Here is a 24,023-nt window from a genome sequence, read left to right as displayed (position 1 = left end):
CACCTTCCTTGTAAAAAAAATTTTCATGCCGGCTTCACTCCTTTATGATGACATCCTATTAACTCCCTTAGAATTCAAAATCCAGCTTCAATTCTGGATATTTGAACATTTGATTCATGTACGTTTCAATCACCTTATCAAGGTGCGCCGTCATTTGGCTGGTTAGTTTTTCCATACGCTCCATGAGGGCATTTGTCAGCTTATCCAACCATTCCTCTACGTGGTCCATCAGCTGATCCCCCACCGGACTGCAAATCAGAAGGATGGATAAGACAGCTTGTGTGATTTCATTTAGCTCCTCTGCCGTTTTCGCCGCCTCTAGCATGGCTGCTTCGGATAAATGTTCGAACTTCGCACGAATATCATCAAATAAGAAGGATTCCGGAATATGATTCATTTCAGTTCTCCACTCACTGAACTTTGCATCCAACATTCGATCATATTTGTGGGCGATTTCTATCATTGCACCTCGCACTTTCCCTACATCCAGCTGATCCATTAAGGTAAATATCACATACCCCAAATGATCAGATGCACGTTCGGTTAGTCCGACTGTATCTCCAAATCCGCTCATCACAGCATCAAAAACAGGCGTATGATCTTCTGTTAGCGTATTAATCTTGGACAACAAGGCATAGGTATTCCCTTTATCACCTGTAATCACATTCCCCTTGGAATCAAAGGTATAGCGCTGCCAAAGGGAATCAGGGATCATGAATTCTGTTCCTTCTAGACCCGATTTAGCAAATACAATCTCTTCGTTATGTTTGCCTAAGGCGGATACTAGACTGTTGTAGGCCACAATATTTTTAACCTGAAGCTTTTCATTTTGCTTAGCGGAAAGAATGTTTGCGATCCCCGGTGCGTCGAATACTACACCACCAATCCCCTCATTAACCGATGCTGCATAAAGAGCTAACGCTCCACCCATGGAATAACCAGTAACTAGGCAGTCTCCCTTTCCTTTGTTCTTCATTGCAAATTTTGAGGCTTCCTCCGGCATGCTGCTTTGGCCGCTTAGCAGAGACTGCAGATCAGCGAGCCAATCTTCGCCTTTATATGTAAAGATAATTAATCTATCGTCATGCTCATTTTTATAGGCATAGGCTGCTGCACCACCAAAGGCTAGACTATCCGTTAGCTCAAGCCCATCTGCTACTTCTACAACGGATGCCAGCTTTATGTATTGTTGTTCAGTCAGCTTCACTTACAGATCCCCCCAAGAAAAATCATTTCATTCCAATTAAAATCTACTAACAAGGCAGACAGTTTAAGATCTGCCTTGTTATGTATACCTGCATTATTTTCCGCGCAGTTTACTTGCCATTTCTTGCTCGGCTTGTTGCTTGATGTTAGCGATTTGCGTTAGGTTCTTACTGATATTCTCTACACAGAGAACAAGCTCTTTAAAACTAGGCATAAGTCCGTCGAATTGTTGTACAAACGCTGTTTGTGATTCCCCTTGCCACCAACCGCTAACCGCATGAATTTCAGTCTGCAATTGTTTGATAAGTGTATCCGCATTACTTGCTTTAGTCTTAATGGACTTAGCTACTCCTAGAGCCTGATCCGGATTAAATGTAAGATTGTTTCCCGCCATTTTATTCACCTCCTTTCAAAGCATTAATCTTTGTTTTCGTCATTACTTTTGGCTTTGCTTTTGTTTTTCCAATTGTTTTTGTTTCAGTACCTCTTGTGCTGCTTTCTCTGCCAGTCTTCGCTTCTCTTCTCTTTCCTGTTCGGCACGGCTCACTTCTGAAGCCACTCTTTGAACTCCACTTCCAAGCCTATCTAGCGTTCTAAGCAGGGCCTTTATCTCGTGGTCCAGCGCATAGTATTCACTTTGAAACGCTTTAGAAGCTGTGCCAGTCCAGTAACTAGACGATTGTGTGTACTCGCTTTGCAGTTTTTTTGAAGTACTATTCACTTCATTGGCTAGTCTATGGATCTGTGAAGCCTTTCCCCTAATTTCTGATGGACTAACTGACATCTCTGCACCTCCATCTTAAACTCACATCCCCGCAGCAACTCAGTTGTCCTTGCTCAACACAGCGCATCTTAGTCCCGTGTATTTGTTCTTTACAATGAGATAGCCATCGCCTTGCTCCCCACTCTTCTCCTGGGTTCCATAAGGTAAAGACACATTGTACAGATTTTGTTCTTTCATTCTACCCAGCAAGATCCCGGTCTGCTCTTCTCTTATGGTCTTGCCCAAAGAATCCCAATTAGAGGTAAGATCACTTGTATTGTCTGCCGCTAGAACAGCTACCTTCATGCCGCGTTCTTGCTTCACAATCCGCTCAATCAGCTCATGCAGCATGTACATGTCTCCACTCGTAAATTCACTTAGGCGATCAATGACAAAGATCATTTGCTTCCACTGTTTCATCAGCGCACCAACATCACCGCCGGACATCCTGCAAGAGAAAAGCTCGTTGCGTCTAGATTCCAATTTATCCTTGATCCCATCAATGAAATCATCCAGATCATCCACGTTCGCTATATCCGTTACGAAAGGCTGCTTCATCAGTTCATAAATGCCCATAGCGGATGAATCCAGCGCATATACCTCAAGATCCTGTTTATCACTCAGCAGCTTCATCCACGATACAAGTAAAGTGCTCTTGCCTGACATAGCCTCTCCCGCTACCATCAGCACTGGTGTTGCGAGAAGGTCTACAAACACGGGCTGTAAATCATTGTTGGCCAAGCCTATTGCTAGTATCTCTGTATCCTTATTGAGTGCTCTCAGGTCAATGGTAGAAGGCATCATCGGAATTGGAGCTGCTCCGCTAAGATTCAAAGCTTCCATTCTCTCCAATAAGAGCTCCGTGGCGGTATGTTCATATTCAGGAAGCGAAGTCTGGAATTCTAAAGGCGGCTTGCCCCGTACTAATCCTCTGCCTGCAACCTTTACCGGTTCCAAGCCTTCTGTTCTTCCTACAATTCCTTCATATTCACTTTTCTCCGTCATTTGGAAGCTAACCGCCATCTTAAAGTTGACCGAAAATTTATATCTGACCAGAGCACTATTGGTAGCTGTAGCTACCATATAGATACCGTACTTAAAGCCTTCACGAGCCAGCAGCACCATTTGTGCGTCAAAGTCTTCGTAAGTCTCTGATAATGCGAAGTAGTTGTCGACCATAATTACCAATGCTGGCAGTTTTCGTCCACTTTTACGATAATCACTGAATCCCTCACTACCGGTAGCTTCAAATAACGTTCTTCGTTCCTCCATGACCCTGAACACAAAACGCATAAACTGGTCAATCTTTTCTTCTTGCTCCAGTGTCATAACCCCACCGATATGAGGAAGCTTCTCCATAGCTTTGAGAGAGCTACCGCCAAAATCCATAATGTAGATGTTGACGTCATCCGGTGGATACATCAGAGCCAGCGATATACATAATGTTTTGAGGAACACGGTTTTACCTGTACCCGGCGTTCCATAGACAAACAGATTCCCTTCAGATGCAAAATCAATCTCCACCGTTTCCTGTTTCTGTTTTCTTGGATCATCCATAATTCCTACCGGCACACTGAGCAGCTTCTGCTGCTGAGGCCAGCTATTATTTGCAAAGCTATTCGTCAGTAATGAATTCAGGTAGACTAGTTCAGGCAACGGCGGCAACCAAGGTCCTTTTATTGGAGAAATCCCATATTGCTTGGCGGTCTCCGTAATGTATTCAACCATGGCATGCAGTTGGGAAGTAGAATCGTTTTTGGCGATTTTCTCTTCCTCCAGCGGAAAGATCTGCTCGCTTCTACCATTCAGGGCCACTTTGTAGATTCGTTTGGGCTTGTTCTCCTGTCTCTGCAGTTCACCCTTGGGATCATAATCAGCACCGGAATAAGCAGACTGGAATAACTCAAAGATCTCATCATTTCCGACCTGTATATACGCTCGTCCCGGCTCCTTAATCATGGCGGCATCTGGACGTTTAATAACATCCTTACTATCCGCTTCATCCTGTACCTTCAGACATATTTTGAATTTCGAGTTGCTCCATATCTGGTCATCCACTACACCAGCAGGCTTCTGGGTGGCAAGAATTAAATGAACACCAAGACTTCGGCCAACACGCGCTGTGCTGACCAACTCTTTCATGAAATCAGGTTGATCCTGCTTCAGCTCCGCGAACTCATCCGCAATCATAATCAGATGGGGAATCGCCGGCATATCACCTTTGATATTGTTGCTATAAAATAATTTCTGGTATTTATCAATATTATTCACGCCATATTCTGAGAAAACACGTTGACGCCGCATGAGCTCACTTTTAATAGATAGGAGGGCTCTCGTCGTTTGATTCCCATCCAAGTTCGTAATGGTACCGACCAGATGAGGCATTCCCTTGAATACATCTGCCATGCCTCCCCCTTTATAATCGATGAGCACAAAGGCAATATCATGGGGGTGATAATGAATGGCTTGAGAGACGATAATGCTCTGCAGCAGTTCACTTTTCCCGGAACCCGTCGTCCCGGCTACAAGACCATGGGGTCCAAACCCCGTCTCATGCATATCCAGATGTAAAGCTTCTCCACCAGCCCTCACCCCTATAGGAACGCTCATACCCATATAGGTTTTGTTACGGGTCCAGTTCAGCATTACATTTACTTCAGACACCTTTTCGTTCTGCAGCATTTCCATCAGCGTGATGGAGGATGGAAGCGAGAAATTAGCACTTGAATTTTTGATACGAAGCGGCGCAAGCTTTCTCGCCACCAGGTCCAAGTCCTTTATTTCTGTCTGGTCCGGAGTAAACACGATCTTCTCTCCGGTTAATCGATTGGCCATTTCACCGCTTTTTCCGTTCAAATGAATAACCGTTTTACAGTTCATGGGCAAATAGGCAGAATTCTTGGCGATAAAAAGGGTAGATACCCCAATTTGTGCACTGCCGTTGTACAAATATTTACTGATCAGCTCATTCTCAAGCAAAGAAGTATCTTCTACAATAAAGAGATAATGCGGCAATACCCCGCCAACCAAAGACTTCATCTCTCTCTCCTTCAAAGCGCCATAAATCTCGGACAAGGTCTGATGGGCAATGGCCTTACCACATAAGAGAAATCTGATATTGAAGCCGTCATCCCATAGATGGGGTACAAATTTAAGCCAATCCCATTTCTCCAGCTCATCCTCCGCGGCAAGAACAATAACTCTAACATCGTCATAACCATGATGAGTCACAAGCTGAAGCAGCATCAGCTTTATAAGTTCGGCTGTCTTATCGCTTTCACCGGCAATTCCGCATATTTCGGAGGTTACCAGATTAACCGTTATGGGAACATTCGAGACCTTTTCGAATTCCATAGCCAATCTCTGCGGCTCCATCAAAAGCGGGTCCGTTTCAAGGATGATAGCCTGCTTAGTGTAATTGATATGCAGTTCCAGCGGTGCACTACCCACTCCGATCCGCAGAGCCAAAAAATCATTATGGGAAGGCGTTTTTTCCCATAGCTTGTTATCTCTCCGCATAATCCTCTGCACACATTCCGCTGGCTCCGGACTCATTTCATTCATAGCCTTAATCTGTTGTTCGCGAGCAATGGATAATTCACTGCGCACATCGGTTATAAATTGGAGATACTTCTCTTCTCGCTCCTTCTTTTTCCGTTTATATTTTCTAATCTGCGTTGTCGCTCCTGTAAGAGAACCGATTAAGGTCATCACTGTAGTTGCAACCGAGATCAATAAGTAAATGGACTGTGAAGTCATCGCAATTAATACGGTAATAATCAACATCACGATTGGTGGAAGTAATATTCCGAACCAAGAGATTTCTGGTTTCTCATTGATCATGGGTGGATTAGGAACATCCATTTCTCCCCGGGGCATATCTGGTAGGAAACGGGGCTGACGACTGAATTCATAGCTCATTAGATCTACCTTCCTGTAAAGGTTATTGTCTCCGCCTCTCCACCAAATAGCGAGATTCGATGCCATTCACGACCACTGCAAAAATAAAGGTCATTGTCCAGAACATGCAAGAAATCAGCGTTCTCTCCACATATCCGAATACTGCCCCCATGCACTGGGTCTACTCGATAAATACTGTTACCGTTTAACCGATTAGCACAATAAAGATATCTGCCATCCGTGCTCATACTAAGGACATCCATGTTGTCTACAATAGTTACCTTTTGACTCTCCACATCAAGCAGCGTCAAGCAATGTCTATTCTTAGGATCTGGAAAACATAGCTTATTTCCTATTCGGACCAGTGAACTTGTAGTCAATTCACTAATCCTTTCTCTATCCTCACCGGATTTTGTGCTCCGCTTAATCCCACTTGACGTAGCATAGTAGATTTGCCCTTCATACAAGAGAAAGCTCTCTACATACTCATCGATCAACTTCATATCGTGTTTCCCATTAGTAGCACAGCGATACAATCGATGGTCCTCTTCGTGAATATAGTAGATCCAATCTTCACATCGCCGAAGCTGATAACAGGGCTTATCTAACAAGACCTCTACCTGCTGCTTTACAATATCTAGCTTGCAGAGCACATCACCCTTTAACTGATCACTGTAATATAGAGAGTGGCCAGCCTCATTCATGAACCAGAACAAACCCTCGTAATGAATCGGCTCCGCTTGAGCATTCTCTCTGTCCAAGGAATAAGTTCCTGAATAATTCTTAATATCCGTAATAAAGATCGCTTCTCCAGCTTTCACAATTAATCCGCCATTTTGCAGGTTACCATTCATTTCATCACCCCTTCTCAGATAAGTGTGAGGAGTGCGCCATGGGCTACACCTTCTTGATCCAAGGTTTTATTATTATTTAATATTCTGCCTAGCGGCTCAGCTTGAAGCTTGAGGTCATTGCTCTTCTTTAAATTCAGGGAATCTGTTAGCATATCTAGCAAATCTTCTATCACTACAAACCCTGGAACTTTCAGATCAATTCGTTGAGCAGTATCCGTTTGAAGAGTCACCATGATATAGTCCATGCCGATAGTTCCTTTCATCAATTCTTAACGGAGAGAATATAATTTCTTTCACTAATTAATTGATAACCCACATCTCTTTCTGCTTCTTCAGCGAGCTTTAAGTATCTAGTCTTAAACTTATAGGTCGCTTGCGCCTTTACATCTACTTCGGATACCTGTTGTCCGGTCTCCATATTTTCTTCATCAGAAAAATCTAAACTTACGGTAAAATCATTGTATCTTCCATCATTAGATGTAAATGTGAGTGTATTATCATCACGGCTTTGCTCCGATACATTGAGCGCACTCTCGAAAGCATCAGAGAAGTATTCCTTGAACCTCTCCTCGTTAATTTTTGCATCTAGTCCACGAAGCAGTTCATACTCCAAGCTCCGATCCTTGGCTGCACGGCAAGCATTAGAGATCGCAGTGCTCAGCACTACCTTTTCTCGAAATACAATCCCCATCTCTACCAAAGGCTCTACAGCAATCGAAACCAGAATGATCGCTAATATCCCTATTGCAAGATTTCTCATTCAAAGTCATTCCTATCAATCCATATAGTAGTCCAGATCCTTATAGTGCTTCAGCCCCGTTGTTGACATAGAGAATTGGACCGGGATTTCACGCTCGAGCTTCTTTCCCCATAAAGTAATAGAAAAGGGATAAACAGCCTTAATCTCGACTGTAAGCGGTTCACCTCTTTGCCGATACGGTTTGTTCATTTCATTCCATTCGTAATAGGAGGTTTCATCATCATTTCCAATTGCATCATCTTGATCCACATTAGTGACTGTAATGGAAATATCATCAGCCTTATCCCGGTAAATAGGGCGCTCCTGTAATCTCTCCATAGCATCCTCATAATACGATTCCTTCAGGTAGTTATCTCCTGCTACAATCTGTGAGACACTATAGGTCTCCGTCACTAGCGTTAAATACCATGGAAAAAAGAAAGCCAAATTCACAAACAGCAAAATCGTAACCGATGTCAGGATGGTAAGTAGTACTGCCTTTGCTATCCCTTGCATTATGCTTTCACCCCAAATTAGCTAACCATCTTTTTAATCAAATCTTCAAATAAAAATGTCCAGATATCATCTATCCATCCGACTAGCGCGCCGTCTTTCAAATAAGTAACTACCACGCCAATTACAATGATAACGCCGACCGTAATCGCGATTTGCTTGATGCCTACTTCTCCTTTTTCCTCCACTAGCAATCCCTTTAGATCTGTTTTCATTCGTGTATCCCCCTATAAATAAATTTGACTTATTGAAACATCTTCATTGAACTCAGAATGGTAAATAGATAGTACATAACGATATAAATAGCTAATACTATAATAAGTAGAAATTGGATTCTTGCACTGCTTCGCTGCCTAGTCTCCAGCTCTTCTTCCAATGCCCTGATTCTGAAGCCATCCAGTTCATTCTTGAGATACGCCATCTGAGACACATTATCGTACCCTTTAAGCCTAGTCTCCATAATGTCGCAGAACTTGATCACATAATGCATTGGAATTCGTTTCTTCAGCTGCTTAAAAGCAAATTCCTCTCCGTAATCAATATTGTCGAGCATCACACCAAGCTCCTCCGCAATATCCGGATTGGCACTTGGAATGTAATCCTTTAGGACATCCGAGAAATGAATATTGACCGACTTTGTATATTGGTAGTAGACCATACTATAAAAGGCTGGGAAATCCAGTGATATATTTTTGTTCTTCTTATCAATAATCTTCTCCAGCTCCACTACAGGGTAGAGCCAGCCCAGCATGATGAAAATGGCGGAGACACAGCCAAGCAGGATGTTGACCTTCCATAACAGCAGCATGATCACAATAGCAACTAACGTGTACATCAATTGTTCAGTGCGTATTTCCTCCGGGGTCTTCTGAAGATCCAGTCGATCAATGATTTTCTTGAATCTGAGTCTTTCCGCACTGCCTAAAAGCCCTTTAATATATTTCTTGGCAATCCTACGTTTATATTGGCTGAACCTCTCTTGGAACGCCGCATTTTTACGCTGCTTCATATAATGACGTGCACGCTTTTTCTGTTTTCGGCTCACCGGTTTGAAAAAGGGATACAACATGATCTTGATCAAATACAGGATAGAGAGCATAGCAATAAGCTTTACCAGGAATATCATCTGCGCTCACCACCCGTACCGACGTTTCCTTGGAGCACCTGGCTCCGTGCAAAGCTTAAACAAATGACACTAATCAAAACAGTGTTAATCAATTTCCCCACATTACTTACTAACATAAATTGTCTGAAATCCTTTACTGTCAATGCAAATAAGAAAAATAGCACAATGATTCCTGTCTTAAACATAAAATCACGATTCATCTTTCTGAAAATCCGTTCCTTCTTGGAGTTAATCTCGCGCAGCACGGCATTTTCATCTACAATATCGAGAAAAATGTCTGCCATTCCTTTTCTCTCGTTATATTCGAAGACAACCGCTTTTTTCGTGAAATTATCGAATTTAGGGCCAAGCTGTCTATTTAATAGCGTAATGGCTTGCTTAAAGGAATAGCCGTTATTATCGCAATTATCTATAAACTGCTGGAAATATGGCCTAAGGTTAGGACTGATATATTCCTCGCTCTCCATCACTTTTTTAATCGCAACAAGTACACCTTCACGGGCCAGTGGGCAAATTACATCTTCGGCATCCATAATGTTCTCCAGCCGTTCCGTCTGAATGGCTCTAGACTGCATTACAAAAAAGGTGAACAAGCATACAAAGATTGAAATGGTGATTACAACAGAAAGCGTAACACTATTCATGAGCAGCACTACTAACAAAGCTATAATTGCGAAACAAATGCACAACATCGAGGTAAAGCTCTCTAGGGTAAATGGCATATTAAAATCCAAAATCAGGCCCTCTACCATTCGATTGTATTTCGCATAAATATTTTCCTTCTGCCTGACGATTCGTTCCTTCTTGATACGGTCGACATAACGCTTCGTATTATACTTGCCTAGGTACTCTGCGAGGGTATCCATAACGTCGAGAACATATCTTATAGACCCTTGAAAATACTTGACCTCAAAAATGGCGTTAAATAGTACAAATGCAGCCGTACCTAGAAGTAGACTAATGATTAAAGTTGTATTCATCGAATTCGTACACCTCTGTTTCGCTCTCCAAAGGATCCTTGGTAAAGAACTCAAATCTGCTCCTCTTAATTCCAGCCTTGAGCATAAGCTGCTGTACCTTCTCAGAGATCTTACCTACACGTAAATGTCTGCCGACAATTCGAAGCGTCTTCTTACCGTCGATCATCTCTTCAATAACGTCATCACAATCAAATCGGTAAATTTGATTAATCAGTGGATTCAAGCCATCCGAGCCCAAAATTTCTGAAATAGAAGTCACTTTACGAGTGCCATCTGCCAGTTTCTCTTGAAAAATCACGAACTTCACAGCACTGCAAATATTCCGAAGTGCAAGCTCCGCTGGCTCATTAGAGGCCATTAGATAAGCCGTAAGAAATCTGAAGATTGCTTCCTTATCTCCCTCCGCATGAAGTGTGGAAAAGAAATAATGTCCCGTCTGTGCGGCTCGGAGCGCTGTGGCAAATTCACCGGGTGTTCGAAGCTCCCCTGGTCCAATCCAGTGAGGCGACTGTCTCATTGCATTAATCAGCAAATTTTCCATCGTTGCTGGGCTGGAGTCATCATCATCAGGGACCGATTCATATTGCAGAACATCATTCATCACTCTGCCGTGTTCGCTATTATCTTCTCTTTGGACCAATCTCATCTCCGAAGGATTCTCGATGGTAATTATCCTAGATAAAGGATTGATCTCCTTCACAAGAATTTCATTTAACGTAGTCTTTCCGCTTCCTGTCGGTCCCACAGTAATCCAAGACAAATCTGATTTCGGAATCAACGACAACAGCTTATACATATTGGATGAGAAGGATTTATTCTCGATCAGCATTTTTGGAACAATACTTTTCTTACTAAACTTCCGAATTACAAAAGCCGGTTGATCATACGGTGAAATCTCCGCATGCGTGGCATTCACTCGATACCCTTCAATTGTTCTGGCATTTACCATTGGGATCTTAGGAATCAATCGTACCTTGGAGACACCTATGAGCTTAGATATAATTCGTTCCATATGATCACGGTCTGTGAACTGTTGATCCCACTGCAGACTTCTTCCGCCGCTCTCCACAAAGATTTGATCAGGGCCATTGGCTCTAATTTCATCAATGCTGGGATCCTCCATGGCTTTGGTGATAGGTCCATAATGCGTAATTTCATTCGTTAGGGCATTTTTTAATTCTGCTAGATCATAATATCCCTCGACCGAAGGTTTCTGTGCGTCGACAAATTCGTTTATGTATGCCTTCGTCATTTCCCGTTTTCGAGCTGGGTCATTCTCCCGCCTATAAGCGTGTGTTGTTACTTTAGTAATATACTTTTGACATAACTCCAAAGCCTCATCAAAGCTTATAGTCGTATATTTAGTGGTCAGATCCTCCATGTTCTCCTTCGGACCTACCTGATGCAGTACCTTTTGCTGCATATCGCTAATTTTCCCACGTGTCAGCAAGTGCGCTCTCCCCTTTATTGATCCGCTAACCGATCTGCTAGTTTTTGGATCTCTTTTTTGAAATATTTATTGATTAGGGGGTTATCTTTTATGTATAGCCTGCCTTCATGTGCACGAACTACGGCATCCTTTACAAGTGGCAGGACAGAGACTATGTTAAAACCCATGTCCTTCATAACCTTATAGTCGAATTCAATATGCTGGATATTCATCATCACTACGCTGGTGAACTTAGCCGTACTTATCCCAACCGATTTGGCATAGTCCAGCAGCTTCACCATATTTATCGTAGCTTCCATCCTCTCTGTTGCCGTAAAGAATCCGATGTGACAATATTTCATGGCACCTAGACAAAATTCCAATGGAGGGTTGTTGGGAATGTCGATCAGCACAATATCAAACATTTGCTTAAGTGTAGTAATAACACGCTCCAAATTCTCAAACTCGAAGTCAAAATACTCCTCCATTAAATCCTGTGGACTAGGTGATAACAGGAACAGCTTCTCATATTTGGTCTGTTGTAATTCATCTCTGAAATCTACCTTGTCGCTTTTTAACACTTTAATTAATCCTTGACCCTTCTTCTGAGTAGGGACATCTAGAAATTGATATAAGTTTGGATAAAATACTTTAAGGTCAACTACACAAGTATTCAGGCCCTTTTGAGATAACAGATAGCTTAAGTTACTTATTAGCATGGCATTATCTACACCATCACAAGCAGGGATGAAGCCTACCACACTGTAAATCAGGTTATTCTCCTGAAGTTCAGCACCGACGAGATCCTTCGAGGATATTTTCTGAAAAATACTGTCGATTCCTAGTCCTCGTTTCCGATCCACGATTCCACCTCTTTCTCCAAAGTAGGCAGTTGGTCAATGATGACATCACTACTCTTTCTGCTAAGTATGGTGATCAGAAATGAATTTCCATTTAGACCTTTGTATTTGGCATAATTATTAATTTGTGCACTCGTGCCCTCCAGAAGCAGTGCTTTAGGTTGAATGTTCTTCAAGAAATCTTTGCTCTTCATGACATTCTGTTTTTTATCCTCGTTTAGCTTCTGAACTTCTTTATAGACTTCGTAGATGGAGTGACTGCTTGCGTTGAGCATATCCTTCACCACAATGCTTTCAAACAACACTTCTGTTTTTTTGATCGTATTCGTTGACTCCGAATAAATCGCGTTGGGATTGCCACCCGCGGCATCCTTCGCCTCAACCTCATAAGACACACGGATACGAACACGGTCTCCTGGCATCAAGATATCTCCACCTACCTCAAGAAAATTATAAGGAAGCGTCAACACCTCGTTCTTTTCATTCACTTGATAGAGCCATTCATTCTTTTGCGGTTTTTCATCCAGCAACTGATCTTTGTAAAGCACGCTGTTCCCTCGAAGATAATAGGCGGAAAGCTTGCCATTTACTGAATCTAAATCCTCGGACAAAAGCATATCCTCTGTGTATTCTTTTTTGATAATATTGTAGTTCTCAATCATAGAATCCGTTATGACTACAAATGCCGGAATCCCCTCATTCGACTTCACTCGTAGCACTTCTACCACGTCGCTGGCATCTTTGCTGGCTTTCGTAATGAACATGTAAGAAACCACAATGATCAATATACTAAAGAGCAAGGCTGCAACCCGTTTGAACATTTGCTTATTGGGTGTCGCATTCTTAAGCCCGCTTAAATCCATTAACTGCTCCCCTCCAGTAATCTAAGAAGTATATTTCCGTAAGCCCGCTCATGGTCTTTGTTTGAATGTACAAGCGGCACATCGGTTTCGATCTGAGAATCGAAGTCTGTGTCATAAGAGACATGTCCAGCTACTTTCATTTCGTATGTAAAGCCTTCTAATAAGCCAGATGCCGTAACTGTACTAACCCTATCTGGTGTGAAAATATCGCCTTGAAATCTGGAACGATCATTATATTTAGTGACAATGACTTTAGATTTAGCATTCAAATAGGCTGCATTCTCCTTATCCAGCGACTCTTCTACATTCTTCAAAGTGCTTAATACAGCGTAAAGATTATTAGGAATACACAAACCAAAGCTGTCAATATGAATTAACGCTTCGCGAAATTGATCTAAGGAGTTCATAGGCAGATCCAATAAGATTAAATTAAATTTGTTCCGGAGTAGGGACAACAGACCGACAAGTTTAGAGCTGGTATAAAATTGCTCCATTAATTTCCGATCGGAAAAACTGTAGCCAAGCCCCGTCAGCCACATATTTTCTTTTAAATGATACGCCGTGGTCAAATAGTCCTGAGGTCTGGCTAGCGTCCGAATGAGAGAAGCATTAATATCCTCATCCCGCTTGGTACGCTCATGAAAGCTGCTGAAATACATATTTGTACTTCGATATTCGATATCCAGGTCCACGATCAATACACTCAGACCTCGTTTACTTGCTTCACTCGCCACATTGATAGTTGTACTAGTGATTCCACACCCGCTATGACCGGTTATCGCCACAATGCGACTAATTCCGCGACTAACCTTATCAAGTTCCCTAGTAAGGCTATCCGTGGCCTGTAATACAGGTGGAGCTTTGGGTTTTGGTTTAAAACGATCTAGAAATGACCCTTTCTTGTCGATATTCTTTGAATGATTCTTATTTTCGTGAGGCTTTGTCTCATGTTTGAATTTCTGTTTGGTATCAGATAATTGCTCTAAAGCTTCACGAAATAGTCCTGGTGTAATACGTATGTATTCGAAAGTCTTTATTTGGAGATTCGGATATCTAGAGATGAGATTCTCCATTTCTATGTCTTTCCTTATGTCCCTGGTGAGGATTAAAATCTTTACATTTGACTGTTGGTTAGCTATGAGCCCACGGATAAGATTATTTAAATCACTCCTGTTCTGTTCCATACTCGTAGATAATGCATCATCAGTTATGAATATGCTATCTACAGATGGTTTAATGTTCTGTAAAAACTCTAAGGTACTGCTTAGTACTAATTCTGAATCATTTACTACGTCTATGGCCCGCGTGCAATACTTTTCTACTATTTTCTGCAGCTTGTGCGTAACCAAGAGTATCTCCATCTCATCACCTACTACGGAAAATAATCACCTAAATATTTCCTTCCGATTTTAAATAAACAGAATTTTAGGATTAGAAACCTTAAATTGAAATTTAGTCAAAATAAGACATTAAAAGATAAAATAATACAGAGATTCGACAATAAAAAAGGCAGGCCAAGGAAAATATCCTCGACCTGCCTTTATGTTTATTCGTCTTCTTATAAGAAGAGAACTCTCTCCTTAACCTAAATCGCCTAACTCAATCTGCACAATTCCCCGTTCGTCCTGCACCTCAGCGATCAAATGCATCAAGCTGCCGAACTCCAGCTCTTGAAATTTGCGCGCAGCTGTTTCCCGCTGTAGTTGCCACAAGGCTTCCGTCAGCCCGCAGACCACAGGTACGTCGCAACGAATTTCCGCTAGCTCTCGCGATAAATGCAGCATATCCAGATCTGCTTCGATTTTGGTACGCACACCTTTTGGAAGTAGATGCAGATTCTCAATAACACCTTCAACTGTACCGTATTCGGTCAGCAGCTTCAGCGCAGTCTTCTCACCAATCCCTTTTACGCCGGGATAATTATCACTGGTATCGCCCATAAAGCCTTTCAGGTCAATCACCTGTCTAGGGGTTAGACCCTTTTCCTCCAGCAATTCAGCAAGGTCATACACTTTATAGTTAGAGCGTCCCTTTTTCATAATGACGACCTTAACGTTCTCATCAATGAGCTGAAGCATATCATGGTCACCCGTCAAAATATATACCTCAGAGTTTTCACTGTAACAAGAAGCCAGCGTACCAATGCAATCATCCGCTTCGTAGCCAGCAAGTCCAATATTCGGCACCCCAAGCTCAGCTACTACATCTTTTACTAGATCAAACTGTGGAATCAGCTCTAACGGCGCTTCAATCCGATTCGATTTGTAACCATCGTATTTCTCGGTGCGGAACGTTCCTTTGCCCATATCCCAGCAGCATACGACGTGAGAAGGCTCAAATGTACTTACTGCATCGAAAAAATACTGTAAAAAACCATACACTGCATTCGTAGGCAATCCAGCTTTTGTCTTGCGGATATATCCTCCATAAGAGGTCGCATAAAAGGCCCGGAACAGCAGAGCCATTCCATCTACAAGCATTACACGGCCCGTTGTTTCTGCTCTCATGTATAAACCTCTCCCTTAATCGTTCATTGTATTGTTATTAAGCACTTGTCCATACTATTGCACAAAGAGTATTCTATCAGAAAATACTTAATCTGATAAGGGATCATAAAGTTACACATATGGGAGCTTATTCTTATCCTTTGAAAATAATAAGCATAAACCTATCAGCAAAGGGATGCCTCAACAGCCATGATATGACTGTTGGGACATCCCCTTTAGGATTTATGCCTTGGAAGTATTGGTCCAAGCTTCAGCATATTGATCTTCTTTAAAGCCTACCGTAACTTTAACGCCATCAGTGACAATCGGACGTTTATTTAGCATACCATGGCTCGCGAGCAGCTCAAGCTTCTCCTGCTCACTAAGCTGTGCCATTTTGTCCTTAAGACCCAATGCTTTATAGACTTCACCACTTGTATTAAAAAACTTTTTCAGTTCAAGTCCGCTATTGGCCAGCAATTCACGCAGCTCCTCAACGGTAGGCGGCTGTTCTGCGATGTTTTGAAGCTCTAGCTCATGACCTTGAGCTTGTAGCCATTTTACTGCGCTGCGGCAGGTGCTGCATTTTGGATATTGATATACTTTTAGTTTGCTCATGTTGTGCTCCTTTAATGGTCGGCTAATAATTCGTAATTTCGGGGAATGTTTGGACTTCCGGCCGCTGTTGTCGCAAGAATTTCTCCATTATACCGCTAATCACGGTTGAAATCCGGAGAAGTCTATGCTTACGAAGTGTTCCCCTTCATTACTTCATAGCCTGAATATTATTTTTACCTCAAATTCGCTTTCGGGCCTTGCTCCAGTATCTCCTCCAAAGCCGCCATATCAGGCGGCAAAGGTGCTTCAAAGATCATTTCCTGCAGAAGCACTGGGTGTTTGAACGTCAGACGTACCGCATGCAGAGCTTGACGTGGGATGGAAGCATCTAGTGCTGCAACGGAATCCAACTGTTCACTTTGAGTTGAACTCAATTCCTGTAAATTATACAGTTCATGACGATACATGCTGTCACCAATCAAAGGACAGCCGATAGAGGTCATATGGACCCGAATCTGATGAGTACGACCACTCTCCAGCTTCAGTTCAACTTTTGAACCTTGTGCATATACGGTTTTAACCTCATATCGAGTCAGAGAAGGATAACCATCCGGTGTCACGATACGCCGATGCGGCTCCTCAGGATCACGGTCAATAGGTCCGTCAATATCGCCGAAAGGCTCCAAAGGAGCCCCATGAATAAATGCAGCATAACGTTTGTCCACTGTACCCGCAATCATCTGCTCAGAAATATGTTGATGACTATATGGATTCTTGGCGATGACTAACACACCTGAGGTTTCCTGGTCCAGACGATGGACGGGTCGAAAGCGGAAGCGTTCATTTTTTTGGGCCCAATAATGAACTACTCCGTTAGCCAGTGTATCCGTGTAATGTCCATGTGTGGGATGCACGATGATCCCTGCTGCCTTGTTTACTACGAGCAGATGCTCATCTTCAAATAGAATTTCAAAGGGAATCGGTTGCGGTAAAATATCATCTGAAGTCTCTGTTTCCATGCGAATCTGTACAATATCGCCTGCCTTAACATGTACGCTGATATAGACACGTTCACCATTTAAGGTAATGCCTTGTTCTGTTTGCTTAAGCCGTGACAACAATTTACGTGAGACATCCATCCGTTTATGCAGGATCGTCTTCAAGAGCCAGTCATCCTCTTCAGGCGGTATAATGTAAGTAATAGGTGAGTAATAGCTAGTCATATTAGTCCCGGAACACCTTTTTACTGCGAATATATTCTACATCAGTAATCCCTGCCCGTGTATTAGCCGTCCTAGCCAGTGCAAAGAAATAATCGGATAACCGGTTCAAATAAATAACTGCTTCCGGGTTAATGTCTGCATTTCGTCCAAGTGTAACTGCCCGACGTTCCGCCCGGCGGCAAACCGTACGGCACACATGTAGAACCGAAGCTAACGGACTGCCCCCGGGGAGGATGAATTTTTCTAGTGGCGGATTCTCTGCTTGAAGATCATCAATCCAGCCCTCCAGCCGTTTAGCCATCTCACTTGTTACCATATATTGACCACCATCACCTAGCTTAATAAAAGCCAGATCGGTGCCGCAATCGAATAGCTCATGCTGAATTTCCAGCAGCTGCTCGCGTACATCATCAAACTTATCGTCCTCCATCAGGCTCCGTGCCTGCCCTACAAAGCAATTTAGTTCATCAATGGTTCCGTAAGCTTCAACTCGGACATCGTCCTTGCCAACCCGGCCGCCAATTACTGAAGTTTGACCCGCATCACCCGTGCGTGTATAGATCACCATGGCTTACTCCTCCTATCCATTCTTCAAATCACATAATGCTAGTTTAAGCTTTCTTATATAAAAATGGCAAATGAAGAGTATAACATATCCTCTCCAATAGTGACTGCAATATTGCGAGGTATGAGCTTAAAAAGGAACAACAAAAAGAGGACCCTAGGGTCCTCTTTAACAGCATGTAGCGACGTTATTTCCCAACTGGACGCCCCTTCATGTATTCATTTATCTTGAGATCCAGTAAACTGCTAATTTCAATCACATTATCTGAAGTGAATGATTTTTCCTGCAAAAAAAGCTGCTCCATTTTGCTACGGAGTATTCTAATTTCATCTTCCAGAGAGAGTATGCGAGCAGAAGCATCACCCTTGGGGGACAGTTTCCCACTTCCAGAAAAACACTGCCCTCCATAGGAAGGTAAGTAATAATCGGCACTAAGCACAATCATCCCTCCTAAAAGTATTATTGAGCGCGTGCCACAAAATGTCATTAAAGTAATAAAAGCAACTTCAAAGCAACGCTTAATTCCAGAGTAAAATGCATCCTTGTTAGTTTCTAATATAGGGGTTAATTACTCTCAAAGTAAAATAATACCATAGGATTATAGGATAGGCTATAGTCCAATTTTCTCTATTCCATTCTCTCTCGTTCCAGTTGTGTGACAAAAGAACCAATGCGTTCTATAGCTTCATTCAGTTGAGCTACTGATGTAGCATAGGAGCAGCGTAAGTAACCTTCACCACCTAAACCGAAGACACTTCCAGGTACAGCCGCCACCTTATATTCAAGCAATAATCGTTGTGCAAACTGATCAGAAGTCAGTCCCGTTTTGCGCACGCTAGGAAAAGCATAAAATGCACCTTGTGGTTCATGGCACTCCAGTCCGGCATCACGCAAACCTTTAACAATCAGCCTCCGCCGCTGGTTATAAGAATCGACCATTCGATCCTTCTCTTCCATCCCATTGGTCAGTGCCTCAAGTGCAGCCACCTGGCCCATAGAGGGAGCACACATCACAGTGTACTGGTGAATCTTAAGCATAGCGGAGATTAAGTCAGGGTGACCACAAGCATAACCCATTCTCCATCCGGTCATAGCAAAAGCCTTGGAGAAGCCGCTGACCAGAATCGTACGATCCATCATACCTGGCAGTGCGGCAAAGCTTACATGATTAATTCCATAAGTCAATTCCGCATAAATCTCATCAGAAATTACAATAAGATCATGCTTCTCTACAACCTTGGCGATCGGCTCCCAATCCTCTCGGGTCATCACACTTCCGGTTGGGTTACTCGGGTAGCACAAAATCAAAACTTTGGAGCGCGGAGTAATCTTGGCTTCCAAACTCTCTGCCGTTAGCTTAAAGTTATTCTCTCCAGTCGTTTCAATACCTACCGGAATTCCCCCGCCAATAGCCGTTATCGGTGAATAGGAAATATAGCAAGGTTCGGGTATGAGAATCTCATCGCCCGGTGTAATCAATGCACGCAAGGCCAGATCAATAGCCTCGCTTCCGCCGACCGTTGCTATAATCTGATTAGCAGGATCATAATCCACTGCAAAACGGGTATGCAAATAATTCGCAATTCCCTCCCGTAGCTCGGGCATACCTGCATTGGATGTATATCCTGTAAACCCTCTTTCCAGCGAATAGACACAAGCTTCTCTGACATGCCACGGGGTCTTAAAATCAGGCTCCCCGACTCCAAGTGATATGATATCCTTGCTGCCTGCAGCCAGATCAAAAAACTTACGAATACCCGAAGGCTGAATTTGCTGTACTAGCGGGGCCAAATAAGAATTCATAGATTTGCTGTCTTCTCCAGTTAGCTGCGTTTTATTCGTGATCATATGATTACTTCCTTTATGGAGAGATCATCAGACGGTTGTCTTCCTCATGCTCCTCGAAGATGATCCCATCCTGTTTGTATTTTTTAAGGGTAAAGTTCGTTTTAGTTGAGAGTACTGAATCAATTGGAGACAGTTTCTCGGAAACAAAATTGGCCACCTCACGTAAATTCCGGCCTTCCACTTCTACCAGGAGATCGTAGGCACCTGACATCAGGTACACGGATTTCACTTGTGGATACAGGTAAATTCTTTCCGCAATGCCTTCAAAGCCGCGACCCCGTTCAGGTGTAATCTGCACCTCAATCAGTGCGGTCACTTTTTCATCATCCACTTTATCCCAGTTTACAACGGCAGCATACTTAACAATTACATGATCTTTCTCTAATTGCCCAATCGCCGTCTTTACGTCTTCTTCTTCCGCACCAAGTAGCGTAGCTAAGAGTGAAGTAGATCTTCTCGCGTCCTCTTTAAGCAGTTCCAGCACTTTCCTCTTTAGTTCGTTCATTTCCTTCATGCCTTCCCCTCCGGATAGTTCGCAAATGACGTTGCGCTATTCATGCGTCGTCCCGCGAAAAGAGTTTAATACTAATATGACATGAATTGAGCATCTCTGCAAACAAAATAACCCCATATGATATCCGCATAGAAGACTAGGTTTACTCAGCTAAATGGATTTTTATACAAAAAACGCCCGTTTATACCGGAGCTCTCGGTATAAACGGGCGTCTGCCTTAAGGTTATGGGACAGGATGCTTCATCTGCTAACCATCTTGGTTACATTAAATGAGACGGTTGATGTTGTCCATTCGATTGGTAGCTGTTCGCATTGTGAGCAATAGATCCAGATTGTCCTGTTTTTTGCTGAACGAACTGACCTGATTTTTGTTGCAATTGCTGTGCAGTTTGGAGCTGCTTGTCCACATCTTGGCGTAATGCTTTTGCAGGTGCAGGATACATATTCATTTGGGACATATGCGTGTACAGATCGCCCTGAAGTCGGAGCGTGTTCATGGTCATCTCATTAAAGACCCGGCGAACCGCTGGACATGCCGATTCCGTAGCAGCTGTCGCATACTCACGAACCGTCCGCTTCAAATCACACAAAATGGTGTTCATTAAGTCCTCATCTGGCATAAATGCTGCTGGATTCTGTGCATTCATTTTATAACCTCCTTAAGATTAATAATGCAATTATTGTGGGCTTGTTGGGGCGTACTGTTGATGCTGCTGGATTAGCTGAGTGAGTGTATCCATGTGCTGCGTGTGATTTTGGATATGCTGCAAACAAACTTGTCGGACCTGCTCGTTCTGCGTTGTCGCGGCGGTAGCCGCACATTGCTTAAGAAGCAAGTCCTCATTAGAGATGGAGTCTGCGATATATTCCAATTCTTTTCCACTTAGTGCCTGCATTTGCATTGATTGCATGAGTTGTAGTCCCTCCTTGTAGTTGATTCAAACAGGCTTTAGTATACCGCCAAAGCACATCATTTATTTGCCCAACAGCATAAGAGAGATATGACAAAAATAAGAACATCCTGCGAATGAGACGGTAAAATGCCGCCCATACTTAATTATGGAACGAATGAAGGAGCGATCAATTTCATGAGACTAAACAGCGGCACCTCCCCATGGAGAAACACTTTACAAGACCCTCCAACTTATCCTGTGCTAGAGGATATCGTTCACTGTGATTGCCTAATTGTAGGCGCTGGAATGGGTGGAGCAATGGCTTCTTATCGCCTGTCGTTAAGCGGAGCTGAGACTGTTCTGATCGAAAAAAGACGAGTCGGAAGCGGAAGCTCACATGCCAATACTGGTTTACTGCAGATATCTAACGACAAATCGTTAACCTCATGCATGAACACGTTTGGAGAAAAGAGCGGCTTGCTCTTTTATCAGCTATGCCAAGCAGGGGTAAGAAATATTCTGGATCTGCCGGCCCAGCTCGATATCGATCCCCAGATTATTCCTCGCAGCAGCCTTTTATATGCCAGTACACCAGAGGATGTACCTGCTCTGCGAGAAGAATATGAGAATCTCGTTGCTCACGGATTCGATTCTGATTTCTGGGAGGAGGATAAAATTGCTTCGCTGTATTCTTTTTCTAAACCTGCTGCACTTTATTCACGCAGTGATGCAGAAGCGAACCCTTTCCGGACAGTTCACAGCCTGATCGCTAAGGCAGCAATCAATGGTGTACACGTTTATGAGCAGACCGAGGCTAAACATTATGAGTTTACTAAAAATGGAGTGATTTGCCACACAGAGAACGGACGTATTATTGCGAAGAAGGTTATTTTTGCAATGGGTTATGAAACGCAGGAGTTTAAAAAAGACCGAGGCGCTGAGCTGATCAATACGTATGCAGTGATGACCAAACCTTTGAAGGAATTCCCCAAGTGGCATGAGCGGAGCCTTCTCTGGGAAACCGCCCGACCGTATTTGTATTTTCGGACAACGCCGGAGGGACGTATTATTGCAGGAGGTAAAGATGAACCGTTGACGGATCCAGAGCGCCGTGATGTCAGAGTGATTTCACAAAGTCAAAGGTTATTGGAAGAGCTGGAAGCTTTGTTTCCTGAAATCAAAGGCATTGAGATAGAATACTCCTGGGGTGCTGTATTCGGCTCTACGCGTGATGGGCTTCCTTATATCGGCCCTCATCCCAAGTTCCCTCATTGCTACTTCATCGAGGGTTATGGGGGCAATGGGACGGTGTACAGCATGATTGCTGCGGAGTTATTAACAGATACGATTGCGGGTAAACATCGGCCGGAGCTTGATCTATTCTCATTGACACGAACTGCCAAACCTTCTCCTTCTTAAAAAACGGACGTGAATAAGCAGTATTGAGGTTTTAAAAAAAGCTTAGTCCTCTTATTGACAATAAGAGGACTAAGCTTTTTATGAGGATGCTTATGCTTTATCGGTACTCAGATTACGTACGAGCTGAATACGATCTTCTTGCGCTAGGCTGTGCTGTACATGGAAGCACGAAGGGCACACATAAACATTAAGGGAGAATGGAGCTGTTAATACAGAGCCACCCAATGTAGCCGGTGAAGAAGGCTCGAAGCTGCCAACAAGCTGCTTACCCGCAAGGATAGTTAACTCATGGCATTGTGTACATTCCGGAGCTTCTTCCTGAATCGCTAGGATAGCCGATACACGTTCTTCATACTTATTCAAATCATAATCGTCACCGAATTGGTTGAGCGTGTTGTAGATTGGAACTACACTGTCTTTGTCGACGTCTCCCCAGAGATCATCATCATTAATGACCTCTTGTTTAGGTTGTTCTACGACTTCTTCTTCCTCTTCTTCGATACCGTCTATCCCTACATTAACCGTACGGTATCCACTAAGTTCATTGTTGCAGTGAGGACAATTTTCCTCGGGTCCGAATTCCTCGTCCCATACGATTTCAGTATGACACCAAGGGCACACAGTTGTTTCCATCTTAATAATCTCCTTCATACTTCACGTTTAAATTTAGTTCATCATTAAATAAATAATACCGGCTGCTATAAAAGCAATAGCTGACACAAACAAAACTCGGGTAAGAATCTTCATGAAATCCTCCTAATACCCCACAAAGTGGAGCTGCTCATTTCAAAGCTTTTCCAGCTTCATCTGGAATCCTTTGTAGGGAGGTGCAAAACTTTCTATTTTCTTAAAATATAGCTGCACCAATCACATAAGACAACGAAACCGAGATCAGCATCGCTATTAGCCCAACAGCACGGTTATCTGCAGCGATCTCCTCATCAATAGAGAACACTGGAGTCAGGAATTCAAATAAAAAATAGGCAAGCAGCAGCAGCAAAAAACCGACGACCGACCACTTCATCGTCTCATAAATCGAAACACCTGATTCAATGCTGAAACGCAGTACGTTGCAAATTCCGAAGATTTTGCCACCAGTAGCCATGGCTACTGCCAAGTTCCCCTTGCGAATTTCTTCCCAGCAATTATATTTCGTTACCATTTCAAAAATAGACAGAAATACAACAAGCCCAAGAATTGCTACTGCAAAGTAGCCAAGCAAGGCACCTAGCGGATGACCCAGCAAAAGATCAATATCTCCTTGCACACTTTCCCCTTCTTTCT

27 protein-coding genes are annotated in these 24,023 nt (G+C 43.0%); 1 reads left to right on the top strand and 26 read right to left on the bottom strand.

Annotated features, from left to right (window positions below):
• Positions 1-67 precede the first annotated feature (67 nt).
• The 24 genes from ACN6KS_RS08170 to ACN6KS_RS08055 form a co-directional block, all read right to left on the bottom strand.
• On the bottom strand, positions 68-1,207 hold the full coding sequence (locus ACN6KS_RS08170) for a hypothetical protein (protein WP_440961768.1): 1,140 nt from the start codon (positions 1,205-1,207) through the stop codon (positions 68-70).
• Positions 1,208-1,300: 93 nt separating this feature from the next.
• On the bottom strand, positions 1,301-1,600 hold the full coding sequence (locus tag ACN6KS_RS08165) for a WXG100 family type VII secretion target (protein ID WP_042125627.1): 300 nt from the start codon (positions 1,598-1,600) through the stop codon (positions 1,301-1,303).
• Positions 1,601-1,642: 42 nt separating this feature from the next.
• Positions 1,643-1,990, bottom strand: a complete 348-nt coding sequence (locus tag ACN6KS_RS08160; RefSeq protein WP_094870533.1) for a WXG100 family type VII secretion target — start codon at positions 1,988-1,990, stop codon at positions 1,643-1,645.
• A gap of 39 nt (positions 1,991-2,029) precedes the next feature.
• Complete coding sequence (gene essC / locus ACN6KS_RS08155) at positions 2,030-5,890, bottom strand: type VII secretion protein EssC (protein ID WP_440961767.1); 3,861 nt, start codon at positions 5,888-5,890, stop codon at positions 2,030-2,032.
• A gap of 5 nt (positions 5,891-5,895) precedes the next feature.
• The gene (locus ACN6KS_RS08150; protein WP_094870535.1) at positions 5,896-6,723 is read right to left on the bottom strand and encodes a DUF5050 domain-containing protein; all 828 of its coding nucleotides are present in this window, start codon (positions 6,721-6,723) and stop codon (positions 5,896-5,898) included.
• Between the two features lie 14 nt (positions 6,724-6,737).
• Positions 6,738-6,968, bottom strand: a complete 231-nt coding sequence (locus ACN6KS_RS08145; RefSeq protein WP_179283640.1) for an EsaB/YukD family protein — start codon at positions 6,966-6,968, stop codon at positions 6,738-6,740.
• 17 nt (positions 6,969-6,985) lie between these two features.
• Positions 6,986-7,483 carry a hypothetical protein gene (locus ACN6KS_RS08140; protein WP_094870537.1) on the bottom strand — a complete coding sequence of 166 codons (498 nt, stop codon included), beginning with the start codon at positions 7,481-7,483 and terminating at the stop codon, positions 6,986-6,988.
• A gap of 15 nt (positions 7,484-7,498) precedes the next feature.
• Positions 7,499-7,978, bottom strand: coding sequence for a hypothetical protein (locus ACN6KS_RS08135; protein ID WP_094870538.1), 480 nt, complete (start codon positions 7,976-7,978; stop codon positions 7,499-7,501).
• 17 nt (positions 7,979-7,995) lie between these two features.
• Positions 7,996-8,190 (bottom strand): hypothetical protein, encoded by a 195-nt coding sequence (locus ACN6KS_RS08130; protein WP_094870539.1) that lies wholly within the window; start codon positions 8,188-8,190, stop codon positions 7,996-7,998.
• A 29-nt stretch (positions 8,191-8,219) separates the two neighbouring features.
• Positions 8,220-9,101: a hypothetical protein gene (locus tag ACN6KS_RS08125; protein ID WP_440961766.1), complete on the bottom strand. Its 882-nt coding sequence runs from the start codon at positions 9,099-9,101 to the stop codon at positions 8,220-8,222.
• The gene (locus tag ACN6KS_RS08120) at positions 9,098-10,081 is read right to left on the bottom strand and encodes a hypothetical protein (RefSeq protein WP_440961765.1); all 984 of its coding nucleotides are present in this window, start codon (positions 10,079-10,081) and stop codon (positions 9,098-9,100) included. The genes ACN6KS_RS08125 and ACN6KS_RS08120 overlap by 4 nt, the downstream gene beginning before the upstream one ends.
• Entirely contained in the window at positions 10,059-11,531 is a 1,473-nt protein-coding gene (locus tag ACN6KS_RS08115; RefSeq protein WP_094870542.1) for an ATPase, T2SS/T4P/T4SS family, read from the bottom strand. The genes ACN6KS_RS08120 and ACN6KS_RS08115 overlap by 23 nt, the downstream gene beginning before the upstream one ends.
• Positions 11,532-11,545: 14 nt before the next feature.
• On the bottom strand, positions 11,546-12,373 hold the full coding sequence (locus ACN6KS_RS08110; protein WP_094870543.1) for a hypothetical protein: 828 nt from the start codon (positions 12,371-12,373) through the stop codon (positions 11,546-11,548).
• A complete protein-coding gene (locus ACN6KS_RS08105; RefSeq protein WP_440961764.1) occupies positions 12,352-13,233 on the bottom strand; it encodes a hypothetical protein in 882 nt (293 codons plus the stop codon). The genes ACN6KS_RS08110 and ACN6KS_RS08105 overlap by 22 nt, the downstream gene beginning before the upstream one ends.
• Positions 13,233-14,306, bottom strand: coding sequence for a ParA family protein (locus ACN6KS_RS08100; RefSeq protein WP_440961763.1), 1,074 nt, complete (start codon positions 14,304-14,306; stop codon positions 13,233-13,235). The genes ACN6KS_RS08105 and ACN6KS_RS08100 overlap by 1 nt, the downstream gene beginning before the upstream one ends.
• A gap of 507 nt (positions 14,307-14,813) precedes the next feature.
• On the bottom strand, positions 14,814-15,740 hold the full coding sequence (locus ACN6KS_RS08095; RefSeq protein WP_094870546.1) for a 5'-3' exonuclease: 927 nt from the start codon (positions 15,738-15,740) through the stop codon (positions 14,814-14,816).
• A 222-nt stretch (positions 15,741-15,962) separates the two neighbouring features.
• On the bottom strand, positions 15,963-16,337 hold the full coding sequence (locus ACN6KS_RS08090) for an arsenate reductase family protein (RefSeq protein ID WP_094870547.1): 375 nt from the start codon (positions 16,335-16,337) through the stop codon (positions 15,963-15,965).
• Between the two features lie 173 nt (positions 16,338-16,510).
• A complete protein-coding gene (locus ACN6KS_RS08085; RefSeq protein WP_440961762.1) occupies positions 16,511-17,500 on the bottom strand; it encodes an RluA family pseudouridine synthase in 990 nt (329 codons plus the stop codon).
• 1 nt (position 17,501) lies between these two features.
• Positions 17,502-18,068 carry a cob(I)yrinic acid a,c-diamide adenosyltransferase gene (locus ACN6KS_RS08080; protein WP_094870549.1) on the bottom strand — a complete coding sequence of 189 codons (567 nt, stop codon included), beginning with the start codon at positions 18,066-18,068 and terminating at the stop codon, positions 17,502-17,504.
• A gap of 184 nt (positions 18,069-18,252) precedes the next feature.
• Positions 18,253-18,441, bottom strand: a complete 189-nt coding sequence (locus ACN6KS_RS08075; protein ID WP_052404481.1) for an aspartyl-phosphate phosphatase Spo0E family protein — start codon at positions 18,439-18,441, stop codon at positions 18,253-18,255.
• A 251-nt stretch (positions 18,442-18,692) separates the two neighbouring features.
• Positions 18,693-19,913: an aminotransferase class I/II-fold pyridoxal phosphate-dependent enzyme gene (locus tag ACN6KS_RS08070; protein WP_094870550.1), complete on the bottom strand. Its 1,221-nt coding sequence runs from the start codon at positions 19,911-19,913 to the stop codon at positions 18,693-18,695.
• 13 nt (positions 19,914-19,926) lie between these two features.
• Positions 19,927-20,427: an Lrp/AsnC family transcriptional regulator gene (locus ACN6KS_RS08065; protein WP_094870551.1), complete on the bottom strand. Its 501-nt coding sequence runs from the start codon at positions 20,425-20,427 to the stop codon at positions 19,927-19,929.
• Between the two features lie 260 nt (positions 20,428-20,687).
• Entirely contained in the window at positions 20,688-21,074 is a 387-nt protein-coding gene (locus ACN6KS_RS08060) for a spore coat protein (protein WP_094870552.1), read from the bottom strand.
• A gap of 30 nt (positions 21,075-21,104) precedes the next feature.
• A complete protein-coding gene (locus ACN6KS_RS08055; protein WP_094870553.1) occupies positions 21,105-21,338 on the bottom strand; it encodes a spore coat protein in 234 nt (77 codons plus the stop codon).
• A gap of 177 nt (positions 21,339-21,515) precedes the next feature.
• On the opposite strand from ACN6KS_RS08055, the gene ACN6KS_RS08050 reads away from it, so the two are divergent.
• Positions 21,516-22,739 carry an NAD(P)/FAD-dependent oxidoreductase gene (locus ACN6KS_RS08050; RefSeq protein WP_440961761.1) on the top strand — a complete coding sequence of 408 codons (1,224 nt, stop codon included), beginning with the start codon at positions 21,516-21,518 and terminating at the stop codon, positions 22,737-22,739.
• 90 nt (positions 22,740-22,829) lie between these two features.
• On the opposite strand, the gene ACN6KS_RS08045 is transcribed toward ACN6KS_RS08050, so the two are convergent.
• On the bottom strand, positions 22,830-23,372 hold the full coding sequence (locus ACN6KS_RS08045; RefSeq protein ID WP_094870554.1) for a hypothetical protein: 543 nt from the start codon (positions 23,370-23,372) through the stop codon (positions 22,830-22,832).
• A 214-nt stretch (positions 23,373-23,586) separates the two neighbouring features.
• Entirely contained in the window at positions 23,587-24,006 is a 420-nt protein-coding gene (locus ACN6KS_RS08040; RefSeq protein ID WP_042125581.1) for a DUF350 domain-containing protein, read from the bottom strand.
• Between the last annotated feature and the right edge of the window lie 17 nt (positions 24,007-24,023).

Source organism: Paenibacillus nitricinens, from assembly GCF_052056485.1.
GTDB classification, from domain to species: Bacteria; Bacillota; Bacilli; order Paenibacillales; family Paenibacillaceae; genus Paenibacillus_AQ; species Paenibacillus_AQ nitricinens.
This window is presented reverse-complemented; position numbering and strand designations above follow the sequence as displayed.